The sequence below is a fragment of the Winogradskya consettensis genome (genome assembly GCF_018332715.1).
GTDB classification, from domain to species: domain Bacteria; phylum Actinomycetota; class Actinomycetes; order Mycobacteriales; family Micromonosporaceae; genus Actinoplanes; species Actinoplanes consettensis.
In genome coordinates this window covers 235,822-249,392 of record NZ_BOQP01000004.1, presented here as the reverse complement: position 1 = coordinate 249,392, position 13,571 = coordinate 235,822, and the positions used below count along the sequence as shown (strand labels likewise).

Annotated in this window: 15 protein-coding genes and 2 pseudogenes; 7 read left to right on the top strand and 10 right to left on the bottom strand. The window is 69.7% G+C overall.

Annotated features, from left to right (window positions below):
* Positions 1–5: 5 nt before the first annotated feature.
* The 3 genes from Aco04nite_RS04860 to Aco04nite_RS04850 are packed head-to-tail and all read right to left on the bottom strand — an operon-like array spanning position 6 to position 2,580.
* Positions 6–791 (bottom strand): ABC transporter permease, encoded by a 786-nt coding sequence (locus Aco04nite_RS04860; protein ID WP_212995941.1) that lies wholly within the window; start codon positions 789–791, stop codon positions 6–8.
* Positions 788–1,615: an ABC transporter permease gene (locus Aco04nite_RS04855; RefSeq protein WP_244875758.1), complete on the bottom strand. Its 828-nt coding sequence runs from the start codon at positions 1,613–1,615 to the stop codon at positions 788–790. The genes Aco04nite_RS04860 and Aco04nite_RS04855 overlap by 4 nt, the downstream gene beginning before the upstream one ends.
* Entirely contained in the window at positions 1,612–2,580 is a 969-nt protein-coding gene (locus tag Aco04nite_RS04850) for an ABC transporter substrate-binding protein (protein WP_212995940.1), read from the bottom strand. The genes Aco04nite_RS04855 and Aco04nite_RS04850 overlap by 4 nt, the downstream gene beginning before the upstream one ends.
* Before the next feature lie 162 nt (positions 2,581–2,742).
* On the opposite strand from Aco04nite_RS04850, the gene Aco04nite_RS04845 reads away from it, so the two are divergent.
* The 6 genes from Aco04nite_RS04845 (at position 2,743) to Aco04nite_RS04820 (ending at position 10,195) form a co-directional block, all read left to right on the top strand.
* On the top strand, positions 2,743–3,858 hold the full coding sequence (locus Aco04nite_RS04845) for a PrpF domain-containing protein (protein ID WP_308161616.1): 1,116 nt from the start codon (positions 2,743–2,745) through the stop codon (positions 3,856–3,858).
* Entirely contained in the window at positions 3,855–4,805 is a 951-nt protein-coding gene (locus tag Aco04nite_RS04840) for a VOC family protein (protein ID WP_212995938.1), read from the top strand. The genes Aco04nite_RS04845 and Aco04nite_RS04840 overlap by 4 nt, the downstream gene beginning before the upstream one ends.
* A gap of 6 nt (positions 4,806–4,811) precedes the next feature.
* Positions 4,812–6,515 carry a tannase/feruloyl esterase family alpha/beta hydrolase gene (locus Aco04nite_RS04835; RefSeq protein WP_212995937.1) on the top strand — a complete coding sequence of 568 codons (1,704 nt, stop codon included), beginning with the start codon at positions 4,812–4,814 and terminating at the stop codon, positions 6,513–6,515.
* 66 nt (positions 6,516–6,581) lie between these two features.
* On the top strand, positions 6,582–7,736 hold the full coding sequence (locus tag Aco04nite_RS04830; RefSeq protein WP_212995936.1) for a sensor histidine kinase: 1,155 nt from the start codon (positions 6,582–6,584) through the stop codon (positions 7,734–7,736).
* Positions 7,733–8,407, top strand: a complete 675-nt coding sequence (locus Aco04nite_RS04825; protein WP_212995935.1) for a response regulator — start codon at positions 7,733–7,735, stop codon at positions 8,405–8,407. Before Aco04nite_RS04830 ends, Aco04nite_RS04825 begins: the two co-directional genes overlap by 4 nt.
* A 153-nt stretch (positions 8,408–8,560) precedes the next feature.
* The gene (locus Aco04nite_RS04820; protein WP_212995934.1) at positions 8,561–10,195 is read left to right on the top strand and encodes a subtype B tannase; all 1,635 of its coding nucleotides are present in this window, start codon (positions 8,561–8,563) and stop codon (positions 10,193–10,195) included.
* 6 nt (positions 10,196–10,201) lie between these two features.
* On the opposite strand, the gene Aco04nite_RS49505 is transcribed toward Aco04nite_RS04820, so the two are convergent.
* From Aco04nite_RS49505 to Aco04nite_RS04805, 5 genes are all read right to left on the bottom strand, one after another.
* Positions 10,202–10,336, bottom strand: a complete 135-nt coding sequence (locus Aco04nite_RS49505) for a hypothetical protein (RefSeq protein ID WP_280519305.1) — start codon at positions 10,334–10,336, stop codon at positions 10,202–10,204.
* 81 nt (positions 10,337–10,417) lie between these two features.
* Positions 10,418–10,939, bottom strand: coding sequence for a hypothetical protein (locus tag Aco04nite_RS04815; RefSeq protein WP_212995933.1), 522 nt, complete (start codon positions 10,937–10,939; stop codon positions 10,418–10,420).
* Between the two features lie 17 nt (positions 10,940–10,956).
* Positions 10,957–12,153, bottom strand: a complete 1,197-nt coding sequence (locus Aco04nite_RS04810; RefSeq protein ID WP_244875756.1) for a globin domain-containing protein — start codon at positions 12,151–12,153, stop codon at positions 10,957–10,959.
* A 116-nt stretch (positions 12,154–12,269) separates the two neighbouring features.
* A complete protein-coding gene (locus tag Aco04nite_RS49500; RefSeq protein ID WP_280519304.1) occupies positions 12,270–12,392 on the bottom strand; it encodes a hypothetical protein in 123 nt (40 codons plus the stop codon).
* Positions 12,389–12,793 carry a hypothetical protein gene (locus Aco04nite_RS04805; RefSeq protein WP_212996040.1) on the bottom strand — a complete coding sequence of 135 codons (405 nt, stop codon included), beginning with the start codon at positions 12,791–12,793 and terminating at the stop codon, positions 12,389–12,391. Before Aco04nite_RS04805 ends, Aco04nite_RS49500 begins: the two co-directional genes overlap by 4 nt.
* Here Aco04nite_RS04805 and Aco04nite_RS49910 point away from each other — a divergent pair.
* Positions 12,750–12,887 (top strand): annotated as a pseudogene (locus Aco04nite_RS49910) (helix-turn-helix domain-containing protein); the annotation flags it as partial. The gene Aco04nite_RS04805 and the pseudogene Aco04nite_RS49910 sit on opposite strands and share 44 nt — an antisense overlap.
* Before the next feature lie 90 nt (positions 12,888–12,977).
* On the opposite strand, the pseudogene Aco04nite_RS04795 reads toward Aco04nite_RS49910, so the two are convergent.
* Together Aco04nite_RS04795 and Aco04nite_RS04790 are read right to left on the bottom strand one after the other, a co-directional pair.
* A pseudogene (locus Aco04nite_RS04795) lies at positions 12,978–13,103 on the bottom strand (hypothetical protein); the annotation flags it as partial.
* Between the two features lie 24 nt (positions 13,104–13,127).
* The gene (locus tag Aco04nite_RS04790; RefSeq protein ID WP_212995932.1) at positions 13,128–13,547 is read right to left on the bottom strand and encodes a hypothetical protein; all 420 of its coding nucleotides are present in this window, start codon (positions 13,545–13,547) and stop codon (positions 13,128–13,130) included.
* Positions 13,548–13,571 lie beyond the last annotated feature (24 nt).

Genomic DNA, 13,571 nt, shown 5'->3' with positions numbered 1-13,571 from the left:
GGTGCTCACCTTTCTCGTTCGGCGTCGCGCTGTCCGCGGTACCAGGCCAGTGACCGGTTCTCGACCAGCCGGAACAGCGCGGACAGGACCACGCCGAGCAGGCCGAGCAGGATGATGCCGGTCCACATCTGGGGGATCGCGAAGCTGCGCTGGAACTGCACGATCGAGGCGCCGAGGCCGCGGTTCGCGCCGAACAGCTCGCTGATCACCATGAGGATCACGCCGATCGACAGCGACTGCCGGGCGCCGGCGGCGATCCGGGGGCTCGAGCCGCGCAGCACGACGTGCCACAGCGTCGCGACCCGGCCGAGCCGGTACGAACGGGCCGTGTCGAGCAGCACCTCGTCGAGGGAGCGCACCCCTTCGACCGTGTTCAGCAGGATCGGCCAGAGGCAGCCCAGCGCGATCGTGAGGACCTTGCTGGTCGAGCCCGTGTAGCCGGCGAACAGCGCGATCACGGGGACCAGCACCGGCGGCGGGACGGCCCGGAAGAACTCCAGTACCGGTTCGCAGAGCGCCCGCAACGTACGCGAGCGGCCGATCGCGGTGCCGGCGGCCACCCCGACGAGCAGGGCGATCAGGTAGCCGCCGAGCAACCGGGCCACGCTCGGGAGCACGTCGTGCAGCCAGGGGTCGGCGGTCCAGGTCTCAGGGAAGGCCTCGACGATGGTGGACAGCGGTGGCCAGAAGAAGCTGGTGCTGCCGGCTGACGCGAACCACCAGAGGGCGATCAGGACGACGGGCAGACCGAGCGCGATCAGGACCCGCCGCGGGAGTTCGGAGATCTTCATGCTTCCCCCCGGACCGAGGTGTGCCAGCGCAGGACGCGTCGTTCGACCGCCCGGGTGCAGACATTGATCAGTACGCCGAGCAGCCCGACGACCAGCACCAGTGCGTACGTCTCCGGCACCGCACCCGAGCTCTGTGCGACGCCGATCGACTTGCCGAGCCCCGGGACGCCGATGATCAGCTCGGCGGTGATCTCGAGGATCAGCGCCACCGACGCGGCCAGCCGGAAACCGGTGACGACGTACGGCATCGCGGTCGGCCACACCACGGACCGGATGATCGCCCACCGCGAGAACCGGTACGACCGGGCGGTGTCCCGCACCACCGGGTCCACGTCGGCTACGCCGTACAGCACCTGGACCAGCACCTGCCAGAACGCGGCGTAGACGACCAGGATCAGCGCCGACTGCGGGCGGCTGCCGTAGATGAGCACCACCAGCGGGATGAGCGCGACCGAGGGGATGGGGCGCAGGAACTCGATGGTGGACGCGGTGACCGCGCGCAGCAGCGGGATGCTCCCGATCACCACACCGACGACGATGCCCGCGACCATCGCGATGGCCAGCCCGGACGCCCAGCCGACGAGGGTCTGCCCGAGCCCGGTCCAGAACTCGCCCTCGGTGAGCTGTTCACCCAGTGAGCGGGCCATCGTGCTGAACGGTGGCAGGAACCGGCTGTCGACCACGCCGAGCCGGGGGAGGGCCTCGACGACGGCGACGGCGATCAGACAGCCGAGCAGGCCGAGCACCGGCTGCCGCCGGCGCCCGGTCGCCCGGACAGGCCTGAGCGCGGCCGGTCCGGGCATCGTGGGGGTCGTGGTCGTCACGGCAGCAGGGTGTCCAGGTTCGGCTGGTTGGTGATGAGACCGTCGGAGGTGGCCAGGTCGCTGAGCACCTGCACCGAGTTGCGGTCGACGTCGGCGGGCCACTTCGGCAGGACCAGGGATTTCTGGACGGCCGGGTCGAGCTTGGTGTACGTCGACAGGATCGCCCGCGCCTCGTCGAGGTGAGACGACGCGTACTCGAGAGACTTGGCCATCGCCGTGGTGAAGGCGGTGACCGTCTTGGCGTGCTCCGTGGCGTACTTCTGCGAGGTGAAGTACATGCCGACCATCAGGTTGGGGTCGGTGCCCGCGAAGTTGGCGGTCACCACCCGGTCGCCCTGGCTGGACGCGATGGTCAGGAACGGCTCCACGACCTGGCCCGCGTCCACGTCACCCTTGGCGACCGCGGCGGGGATGTCGGGGAACGCCAGTTCGACGTAGGTGATCGTGGACGGGTCACCGCCGGCGTCGCGTACCACCTTGTTGACGGTGGTGGTGTTGATGTTCTTCAGGGTGTTGACCGCGACCTTCTTGCCGGCAAGGTCTGCGGCGGTCTTGATCGGGCTGTCGGCCTTGACGATGACGCCGCCGAAGTCCTTGGCCTTGTCACCGGTCGAGGAGTTGCCGGCCGAGACCACCTTGAGCGGCAGGCCCTGCGAGCTGGCCAGCAGCAGGGAGACGGTGTTGCTGAACCCGAACTGGTACTGCTCGCTGACCACGCCGGGCACGATGGCCGCGCCGCCCTGGGCCGTCTCGATGGTGACGTCCAGGTTTTCGGCGGAGAAGAAGCCCTGCTTGATGCCGAGATAGATGGGGGCGACGTCGACGATCGGGATGACCCCGACCTTGATCTTGGTAGGGCCGCTGCCGGACTCCTCGTCACCGGATGATCCGGAGCCGCAGGCGGCGACGAGCAGGGCGGCGACAACGGGAAGGGCGGCAAGGGAGAGACGTCTGAGCCGGAACATGGGACCTCCTGCGCGAGCGCTCGAGAACCGGTGTGGCGGACGTTACACATATCGTCAACAAAATTGAAGCCAATCCTGGCCACGATTTGATCCGTCCGAAACATTGTTGACAAAGTTGCTGACAGCGGCTTACGTTTCGCCGGCCGGGACGGGCCTCCAATGATGGTCATAGATGCGTCCCGTCTCGGAAGAGCTGAGGACCTCATGTTTGACGAGGCAGCCGGAATTCGGTGTATGCAGATGCGCGGCGGGAGCTCCAAGGGCGCGTACTTCGTGGATTCAGACCTGCCGGACGAGCCCGCCGAACGCGACGACCTGCTGCTGCGGGTCATGGGCTCACCCGACGAGCGCCAGATCGACGGGATCGGTGGCGGCCACCCACTGACCAGCAAGGTAGCCGTGGTCGGCCCGTCCACCGACCCGCGTGCCGACGTCGACTATCTCTTTCTGCAGGTGGTGCCTGATCGGGCGATCGTCACCGCCGCCCAGACCTGCGGCAACCTGCTGGCCGGGGTCGGGCCGTTCGCCGTCGAGCGCGGGCTGGTCGCGGCCGGCGCGGAGACGACCGAGGTGCGGATCCGGATCATGAACCCCTCGGTGAGCTTCGCGTCGGCGCGGGTGCTGACCCCGGGTGGGCGGGTGCGCTACGACGGCGACACGGTGATGGCCGGGACGCCGTTCCCGGCCGCGCCGATCGACATCGCGCTCCCCGGGAACGACGCCCCGATCTACCCGACCGGGCGGCTCGTCGACCGGTTCGCCGGGGTGGAGGTCACCTGCGTCGCCGCGGGCATGCCGGTGGTGCTCGTTCGTGCGGGCGACCTGCAGCTGGCCGGTGATGAGGCACCGGACGAGCTCGAGGCCGACCAGGAGCTGCGGTCCATCGTGGAGGCGATCCGGCTCGAGGCCGGATCCGCCATGGGTCTGGGCGACGTCCGGGATGCCACCGTCCCCAAGATCACGGTTGTCTCGGCGCCGCGGCACGGCGGCACGGTCACCACCCGCACGTTCATCCCGCATCGCGTCCATACGGCTGTCGGGGTGCTCGGCGCGGTCTCGGTCGCCGCCGCTGTGCGTACCCCCGGCACGGTCACGGGTCCGGTCGCGGCACCGGACCGCATCGTGCGGGTCGAGCACCCGAGCGGCTTCTTCGACGTGAACGTCGCGCTCGACGAGGGCGGGGCGGGGACCCGGATCCGCCGGAGCACGGTTGTCCGTACCGCACGCAAGCTGTCCGACGGCCTCGTGTGGCCGCGCGCAAGAGAGGTGGGCGAATGAACCATGACCCGGATCGGCCGCGCGACATCGCGCACATCGGGCCGGTGGAGCTCTACACGCCGGTGCTGGAGGAGTCGCGTGGCTTCTTCGTCGATGTGCTGTCGCTGCGCGAGGTGCACCGCGACGACACGTCCGTCTATCTGCACACGTGGGACGACTACCAGTCGTGGACCGTGCGGTTGATCCAGCGCGAACAGGCGGGCATCGGGCGTACCTATCTGCGTGCCTCAGGTCCGCAGGCGCTGGAACGGCTGCCCGGTATCGACAAGCGGGTGTCCGATGTGTACGGCCTGGGCGAGGTCTCGCTCTTCACCGACCCGGACGGCCACGAGATGGGTGTCTACTGGGACACCGCCCGCTACGAGGCCGACGACACCGACCGGCCCGCGTTGAAGAACCAGGCGGCGGCCTATCCGGGGCGGGGCGCCAACGTGCGCCGCCTCGACCACGTCAACTACCTCACCGCCGATGTGCCGAAGACGTCCGCCTTCCTGGCCGACGTGCTCGGCGCGCGCTGCACCGAGCAGATCGTGAAGGACGACGGCAGTGCGCAGGCTGTCTGGTTCAACCTCGGGCAGAAGACGTACGACCTCGTCTACACCGAGGACTGGACGGGAGCGAACGGGCGGCTGCACCACATCGCGTTCGCCACGGACACCCGCGAGGAGATCCTGCGCGCCGCCGACGTCTGCCTCGACGCCGGTGTCCACATCGAGACCGGACCCCACAAACACGCCATCCAACAGACCTTCTTCCTGTACGTGTGGGAGCCCGGTGGCAACCGCATCGAACTCTGCAACTCCGGTGCCCGCCTGATCCTGGCACCGGACTGGGAAACGATCAGCTGGACCCGCGCCGAACGCGCCAAAGGACAGGCGTGGGGCCTCAAGACGATCGACACGTTCCACACCCACGGCACCCCGGTAGTTCCTCCTCCCGGAAGGTAACCCGCCATGCGCCACAGACCCGCTCCCCTCCTCCTCACCGTCGTCCTGACAGCGCTCCTCGCCGTCACCGGAACCGCCGCGTTCGCTTCCGGCCCCCGCGTCACCCCCGACGGCCTGGCCGATCTACCCGCGATCCCACCCGTGATGACCTGCGCGGACGTGACCGGGCTCGACCTGGGCGGCGTCACCGACGCCCCGGTCACGCTGAAGACCGCGACCGTGGTCACGACCGGCGCCGCGCCGTACTGCGAGGTCCGCGGCACGATCGCCCCGGCCAACACGATCGTGGTCCGGCTCCCCATCAACGGCTGGACCCAGCGTTACGTGCAGGCCGGCTGCGGCGGGCTCTGCGGCATGGCCAACCTGAACTACCCCCAGGCGTCCACCTGCCCGGTCATCGCCGACGGCACCGTCGCGGGCGCCACCACCGACATGGGTCACCAGGGCCAGAACGACGGCTCCTGGGCGGCCGGCAACCCGCAGGCACAGATCGACTTCGCCTACCGCGGCGTGCACGTGACGTCCCAGGTGGCCAAGGCGATCATCACGAAGTTCTACGGCCGCCAGCCGGTCTACTCGTACTTCGACGGCTGCTCGGACGGCGGCCGCGAGGCGCTGATGGAGGCGCAGCGCTACCCGCACGACTTCGACGGCATCGCGGCCGGCGCCCCGGCCAACAACATGGCCCTGCAGAACACCTTCCACCACGCCTGGAACGTCTACGCGAACCTCGACGCCGACGGCAAGTACATCCTGCTGTCGAACAAGCTGCCGCTGATCCACGCGGCCGTCCTCGCCGCCTGCGACACGATCGACGGTCTGCGCGACGGGCTGGTCGACGACCCGCGGCTGTGCCACTTCAACCCGGCGAGCATCGTCTGCACGGCGGGCCAGGACCCGGCGACCTGCCTGACCAGCGCCGAGGCGACCGTGGTCCGCAAGCTGCACGACGGCGCCACCGACGAGCACGGCAACCGCCTCGAGCCGGCGATCGCGCACGAGTGGAGCTCCGAGCTCGACTGGACGCTGTTCATCCCGGCCGCGCAGGGCCAGACCGTCGGCAGTGAGATGTTCGCGCTGTCCTACCTGCGCTACCTGGCCCAGCCGAACAACCCGAACCCGGCCTACAAGCTGTCCGACCTGAAGTTCACCGTCGCCTCGTTCTGGAAGACGATGCTGCCGTCGACGACGTACATGGCGGCGATCGACCCCGACCTGAGCACGTTCCAGCGCGCCGGCGGCAAGCTGCTGCTCTGGCACGGCTGGAACGACCAGCACATCTCCCCGCAGGGGACGATGGACTACTACGACACGATGCGGACGACGATGGGCGCGGCGACGGTCGACCGCTTCGCCAAGCTCTACCTCTTCCCCGGCGTCGCGCACTGCGGCGGCGGCGAGGGCCCGAACACGTTCGACATCCTCACGCCCGTGATGGCGTGGACGGAGAGCGGCCGGAAGCCCGCCAGGATCGTCGCCTCGAACATCGCCGGGGGCGCGGTCACCCGTACCCGTCCGGTGTTCCCCTACCCGGCGGTCGCCCGGTACGACGGCACCGGCAGCATCGACGACGCCGCCAACTTCGTGGCGTACACCCCGGAGAACCCGGTCCGCAACGACTACCGCTGGGTCGGCCAGGCGCTGTACTCCCACGGCTACCAGACCTGGCCCAGGGCGGTGGACGGCAAGCTCGTCATCACCCGGCACTGACCTCGAACCGCTCGGCCGGGGACCATTCGCACCGTGGTCCCCGGCCGGGTGCGTACCGTTGCCCTCATGCAGTCAGTGCGGCCGTGGCTCAAGGACCTGCTCGCCGCCGTAGCGGTGGCAGCGGTCGCCGGCACCGGCGCGCTCACCGGAGCGGGCACCGAGCTCGGGGTGCCGCTGGCCGCCGACCTGAGCGCCGCCGGGCTCGCCGCCGTCGCGGTCGGGTTCAGCCGGGTCCTCCCGGCACCGGTGCTCGTCCTGTCGGCCGTCGCGGAGATCGGCTATCTGGTCGCCGGCTGGTCCGCGCCCGCGCTGATCGTCGCGGTCACGGTCGCGCTCTACCGCCTCGCGATGCACCACAGCCCCCGCGTGACCTGGACCCTGGCGATCGTGTGCGGCATCGGCGGCTGGGCCGGTTCGGTCCTCGGGACCCGGGCCGGGTGGTGGATGCTCCCGAGCCTGAGCTACCTGGCCTGGGCGGGCATGGCCGCGGCGGCGGGGTACGCCGTCCGCAACCGGCGCGCCTACATCGCCGAGGTCGAGGAACGCGCACGCAGGGTCGAACGCGACCGGGAGGACGAGGTACGCCGCCGCGTCGCGGACGAACGCCTGCGCATCGCCCGGGAGCTGCACGACGTCGTCGCCCACCACATCGCGGTCATCAACGTGCAGTCCGGGGCGGCGACGTACGCGCTCACCCGCCGGCCCGAGGCCGCCACCGCCCCGCTCGCGCACATCCGCCGGGCCTCGGCGACCGTACTGAAGGAGCTGACCTCGATCGTGGGGCTGCACCGCCAGCCGGGCGACGGCGAACCGGACCACCAGCCGCACCCGGGACTCGACCGGCTCCCGGCGCTGATCGAATCGTTCGCCGCGACCGGGGTCGACGTGCGGCTCACCCGGCTCGGCGATACGCGTACGCTGCCGGCGGTGACCGACCTGGCCGCGTACCGGATCGTGCAGGAGGGGCTCACCAACGCCCGCAAACACGGCACCGGTCCCGTCCGGGTCACCGTGACGTTCACCCGCACCGAGCTGTCCCTCGACCTCACCAACGGCGTGCCGCCCGGACCACGATCGCAGGGTTCCGGGTACGGGCTGATCGGCATGCGCGAACGGGCAGCGGCCGCCGGCGGCACGGTCGACGCGAGCTTCACCACCGACGACGAGTTCGCGGTCCGGGCGGTCTTCCCCGCGCCGGCCCGCAGCGAGGAGCAGCCGTGAGCATCCGTGTCGTCCTGGCCGACGATCAGACCCTGATCCGCGCCGGCTTCCGGCTCATCATCGACCTCGCCGACGGCATGGAGGTCGTCGGCGAGGCCACCGACGGGCGCCAGGCCGTGGAGCTGGCCCGATCGGCGCGCGCCGACGTCGTACTGATGGATATCCGGATGCCGGTGATGGACGGCCTGGAGGCGACCCGGGTGATCGCCGCCGCCGAGGATCTCGCCGGGGTCCGCGTGGTCGTGCTGACGACGTTCGAGGCCGACGACAACGTCCTCGCCGCCCTGCGCGCCGGGGCCGGCGGATTTCTCAGCAAGGACGTCGAACCCGAGGAGCTGATCCGGGCGATCCGCGTCGTCGCGGCGGGCGAGGCCCTGCTGACCCCCCGCGCGACCCGCGGGCTGATCGACCGGCTCATCGCCCCGGAACGGGAACGCCGGCCGCTCGTGCCGCCCGCGCTGGCCATGCTCACCGACCGGGAACGCGAGGTGCTGCGCCTGGCGGCGCTCGGCCGCTCGAACGAGGACATCGCCGAGCAGCTCACCCTCTCACCCCTCACGGTCAAGACCCACGTGAACCGTACGATGACCAAGCTCGGCGTCCGCGACCGCGCGCAACTCGTCGTCATCGGCTACCAGAGCGGCCTGGTCCGTGCCGGCGATCAGCCCTGACCCTTACTGCCATCGTGGTAGCTCTGCTGCCGGCACCCGGGCTCGCCGGGGCCGCACACGCAGGTCAGGGCGCTGCCGGTACCGCGGTGGCAGTAGTTGCGGTGACGGCTGAGGGACGACGACAGCGGGCTCCGTTGCCGGAAGGCTGGAGACATGACGAACCTGTCCCGCCGCACCCTGCTCGGCGCCCTCGGTCTGATCCCCGCCGCGGGACTGCTTGCCGCCTGCGACTCCGACCCCGCGCCCACGACGACCGGTTCCCTCGTGTTCGACAAGACGAAGTACACGTCGAAGACGACGACCGTCACCACGGCGGCGGGCGAGGTCGAGGTCGAGTACCGGCTCTTCAGCAAGATCCCCTACGTCGCCAAGCCCGTGGATGTCGACTATCAGAGCCTGACCATCGCCGTCCCCGTGACCATTGCCGGGAAGGCCGTCGACGCGTCCGACGCGCCGATCCTGTTCGAGATCCCGGTCGGCGGCTACATGTCGGCCAAGGCCACCGACGACCCGTTCGCCGCCGGGGGCGGGATGCCGGGCGGTGGCATGCCCGGCGGTCTTCCCAGCGGTATGGCCGGTCTACCGAGTGGTGGCCCCGGCGGGATGGGCGGTCTGCCGAGTGGCATGGCGGGTCTTCCCAGTGGTGGGCCGGGTGGGATGGGTGGGTTGCCGACCGGAGCCGGGAGCAGCGGCCAGAACGCGTCAGCCGCGCTGGCAGCCGGCTGGGTGGTCGTCCAGGTGGCCGCGCGTGGCCGGGACAACAAGACCGGCGACGGCAAGAACTTCGGCACGGCGCCGGCGGTCATCGTCGACCTCAAGGCCGCGATCCGCTACCTGAAAGCGAACAAGGGCACGGTCCCCGGCAACACGGACAAGATCGTCTCTGACGGTACGAGTGCAGGCGGCGCAGTGTCCACACTGCTCGGTGCCTCGGGCGGCAGCGACCTTTACACCCCGTACCTCACCGCGCTCGGTGCGGCCGACGCCGACGACACGATCTTCGCCGTCGCCGCGTACTGCCCGATCACCGATCTCGAGAACGCCGACGGCGCCTACGAGTTCCTCTGGGGCAGCCTCACCAGCCAGGCGACCGGGAAAACCGTGGACCAGGGCATCGCGAAGGAATTGTCGGACGCGTTCACGGCGTACCAGAAATCTCTGCATCTGACCGGCGTCGACGGCAAGGACCTGACCGCCGACCGTTACCAGGATTACCTGCTCACGACCTACCTGCAGCCAGCCGCCACCAAGTACCTCAGCGAACTGTCCGCAGCCGACCGTGCGAAATACCTTTCCGCCAACGCCGGCATCGCCTGGTCCGGCGGGAAAGCGGTTTTCACGTTCGCCGACTACCTCAAACACCTCGGCACCCGCAAAAAAGCTCAGCCCGCGTTCGACGCGTTCGATCTGAGCGCCGGCGAGAACAACGAATTCGGCTCGGCCACCACCGACACCCGCCACTTTACGGAATTCAGCCTGAAGAACGACACCAGCGGTAAGTCGGGCACCGCCCTCGACAGCGACATCCCGCAACTGCTCACCCTGATGAACCCGATGTACTTCCTCACGGAGAAGAACGCGGGCCGCGCCAAGAACTGGTTCTTCCGCGTCGGCACCAGCGACACCGACACCTCGCTGACCGTCCTGAGCAACCTCGTCGCCGGTGTCACCGGTCTGGGCGACACCGTCGACGCCCTGATGTACTGGGACGCGGGCCACGCGGTCAATCAGGACGCCGACAAATTCATCGCCTGGGCCGGCAAAGTCACCGGTTATACGGCGGGCTGACCGAAATCAGCGTCCCGTGGGCGGGATGGTCGAGGCGTGGCCGTTCAGCTCGTTGCGTTTCTCACGCTTCGCCGTCTGCTTTTCCTTGATGGTCTTACCCTTTTTCTTGACGTTCGCCTTGCTCGTCGAGTCCTTGGACATGATCGAACCTCCCGGAACGGGTGGATGAACGTGCGGCGTCGTGTGCCGACCATACGCCTGTTCCGGGAAATGCCCGCCTTTTCAGTCCGCGTTGGGGTTGCCGCTGAGATTGCTGGTCCGCTTGATCGAGCGGGCCGGCTCGGGCTCCGCGGGCCAGAATTGCAGCAGATAATGGTCGGCCACGGGCTCGCCGCCGTCCCGGTTGTTCAAGGCGAAACCGTCGTGCATCCCGGTCGCCGAGCAGCGGACCCGGTAGTCGCGCTCCGTGAGCTCCAGATCTCCCGCCACCTCGCCGTTGAAGCTCTTCAGCTGCGTCCTCTCCGCCAACGGCCGGTACGAGACCTCGACGATCTCCTCCCACGACCCGTCCACCCCGGGGGCGCTGTCGTGCAGCTCGACGGTGACGCCGACGCCCCCGTGCCGCATGCCGGTCGCGACCAGCAGCTCTCCCGGGGTGTTCGCCCCGCAGAGCCCGACACCCTCCTGACCGGCGAAGGACTCGAACAGCTCGCACTCGCTGAAATCGTCGCTGCCGACGACGAACTGGCCGTAGTCGGCCAGGACCTCGCCCTTGAACAGAACACGCACCGCTTGGATCGACACCCGGCGATTATGTTCTCTCAGGGCACCAGGGCCGGGGCGGCACGCCACTGCTCCGATCCGAAGACCTCGTAGCGGATGCGCTCGTCGGGCAGCCCGCGGCGATGCAGGGCGGCGCGGACGGCCTGCATGAACGGGGCCGGGCCGCAGAGGTAGACCTCGGCGTCGGGGTGCAGGGGGATCAGGTCCGGGTCGATGAGTCCGGCGTGTGCGGTTGTGGAGCCGGCGTGCTCCTCGTACCAGACGAGGGTGCGGAAGCTGGCCATCCGCGAGCCGTGACCGGTCATGTCGTGGCGCAACGGGTGCCGGCCCGGGCTGCGGTCGGCGTGCACGGCGGTGACGTCGCGGGTGGGCTGGGTGCGGGCGACGTGGTCGAGGATCGCGGCCATCGGTGTGATGCCGACCCCGGCGCTGATCAGCACGATCGGGGACGGGCCGTCGTTCAGGACCAGGTCACCGTACGGTTGGCTGAGGCGCAACCGCTCGCCGACCCGGACCCGGTCGTGCAGGTGTCCGGAGACCACGCCGTCGGGCCGTCCGCCGGTGCCGCGGACCCGGCGGACCGTGATCCGCAACGTCCCCGCCGCGGGGGCCTGCGAGAGTGAGTATTGCCGCAGCTGGTCGGCGACGGCGACGGTGACGTACTGACCGGGCCGGAATGCCGGAGCCGGGCCGCCGTCGGCGGGGGCAAGGATGAACGAGACGACGTCCTCGGCCTCCTCGACGCGCGCCGCGACGACGTATTCGCGCCACGGGTTCGTGCTGTCGACGCCGGCTTCGCCGTAGAGCCGGGCCTCGCGGCCGATGAGCCGGGCGGCGAACAGCCAGTAGACCTCGTCCCAGGCAGCGGCGATCTCCGGGGTGACGGCATCCCCGAGCACGGCGCCGACCGCCCGCAGGAGATAGCGACCGACCATTGTGTACTGATCGGGGCGGATCCCCAACGCACAGTGCCGCTGCGCGATGCGCTCCACGATGTGGTCGAAGACAGCGGCGTCCGGGCCGGCACCGACCAGGTGCGCGGCGTAGGCCGCGACTGCCCCGGCCAGCGCGGACTTCTGCTCGCCGGTCGCCTGCGCGCTCCGGCTGAACAGCGTGAGCAGCTCAGGATTCTCCCCGAGCATCGTGTCGTAGAAAACGCTGGAGATCTCCTCGAGATGCTCCCCGACAACGGGAAGCGTCGCCTCGACGATCGGCGTACTGGACGTGGAGAGCACGGGTTCCTCCTGGATGCTCGGCAGGATTCGACCGTATCGTAAACAGGTATCTCATAGTCCTGTTTATGGCAACCCTCACAACGACGGCGTGTACGCCTTCACGGTGTACCGATTCGTCACGAAGAGCCGGCCCCGGTGGCGACCACGTGCTCGGTGGCGGTGCCGAACATGCGCGCGGTCCTGCCGGAGGCGGGGGAGAGGATCAGCAACGCCGCACCGCTCGTCGGCCGCGCGCTCACCCGTCCGCACCGCGCACCCTCCACAGGGTCTTCCCCGTCGCGGTCGAGATGGCGCGCAGGCCTGCCGCGCTGGTGGCGTCGTGGAACTGCGGATCAGCCAGGAGGGCGTACGCCCGGAGCTGTCCTGCCGTAACGATCTGCCGCCCCAGCGGCGGCACCACCTCGGTCTCGACGGCATCCGCCACCGGGCCGCCCTCTTCGACGGCCACGCCGAACACGGCCCGGAGTTTGTCCGGCCGGTCCTGGCGAACCACCGTCACGTTCCCCCTGGAGCAGTCGTCATGACCATCCGAGTGCTGATCGCCGACGACCACGAGTTCTTCCGGTCCGGGTTCCGCGCGGCCATCGAGACCCGGGATCGCCCCGTCGGCGAAGCCCTCGGAGCTGGACCGGCTGACCACCCGGGAGCGGGAGATCCTCTGGTGGCTCGGCAAGGGCTACGGCAACGCCGGGATCGCCGCGTCGCTGCACGTCAGCGAGGAGACGGTGAAGTCCCACGTGTCCCGGGTCCTCGCGAAACTCGCCCTGCGCGACCGGGTGCAGGCGGTCATCTACGTGTACGAGAACGACCTGCTGGACCGCGGTGGCCTCGGCGGCGCGGACCATGGCGAGCGCGGCCCGGTCCTTGACGCTCCCGCCCGGGTTGAGGAACTCGGCCTTGAGATGGAACGCCGCGGCGATCCCCGCGGTGACGCGGGTGAGCCTGATCAACGGCGTGTTACCGACGGATACGAATCAACGCACTCGCGTCAGCGCCTGGGTCACGAAGGACACCAGCACGACCCCGGCGACCGTACCGAGCGCCACCAGGGCCGCGCCGATGGGCCAGAGGCCGTCACCATCGGGGTCCTGGGACGCGGAGACGATGAAGCTGGCGGTCACCGCCGCGGGAATCACGAACGTCGCCAGCCAGGCCCGCCGGGCGCGACCCGCGGCGAACGCCAGCACGCCGACCACCGCGGCCAGCCCGAGCACCTGCCACGCCGACCAGGGCCCGGTGATCGAACCGGTCGCCGGGTCGAGGTCGCGCTGGGTGTCCCAGCCGAGCAGCGCCCAGTAGGCGCCACCCGACAGGACCGCGAGACCGGCAGCCCAGCCGAGCGTACGAACGGGAACGGTGAGGTCGGCGCGCATCGGGCTCGCTTGTTCAGTCATGCCGATGAGTCTTGTCCTCCCCGC

Bases quoted from the DNA above. Each gene is read 5' to 3' on its own strand.
- Aco04nite_RS04860 (WP_212995941.1), bottom strand. From the start codon at position 791: ATGAAGATCTCCGAACTCCCGCGGCGGGTCCTGATCGCGCTCGGTCTG.
- Aco04nite_RS04850 (WP_212995940.1), bottom strand. From the start codon at position 2,580: ATGTTCCGGCTCAGACGTCTCTCCCTTGCCGCCCTTCCCGTTGTCGCC.
- Aco04nite_RS04845 (WP_308161616.1), top strand. From the start codon at position 2,743: ATGGTCATAGATGCGTCCCGTCTCGGAAGAGCTGAGGACCTCATGTTT.
- Aco04nite_RS04840 (WP_212995938.1), top strand. From the start codon at position 3,855: ATGAACCATGACCCGGATCGGCCGCGCGACATCGCGCACATCGGGCCG.
- Aco04nite_RS04835 (WP_212995937.1), top strand. From the start codon at position 4,812: ATGCGCCACAGACCCGCTCCCCTCCTCCTCACCGTCGTCCTGACAGCG.
- Aco04nite_RS04830 (WP_212995936.1), top strand. From the start codon at position 6,582: ATGCAGTCAGTGCGGCCGTGGCTCAAGGACCTGCTCGCCGCCGTAGCG.
- Aco04nite_RS04820 (WP_212995934.1), top strand. From the start codon at position 8,561: ATGACGAACCTGTCCCGCCGCACCCTGCTCGGCGCCCTCGGTCTGATC.
- Aco04nite_RS49505 (WP_280519305.1), bottom strand. From the start codon at position 10,336: ATGTCCAAGGACTCGACGAGCAAGGCGAACGTCAAGAAAAAGGGTAAG.
- Aco04nite_RS04790 (WP_212995932.1), bottom strand. From the start codon at position 13,547: ATGACTGAACAAGCGAGCCCGATGCGCGCCGACCTCACCGTTCCCGTT.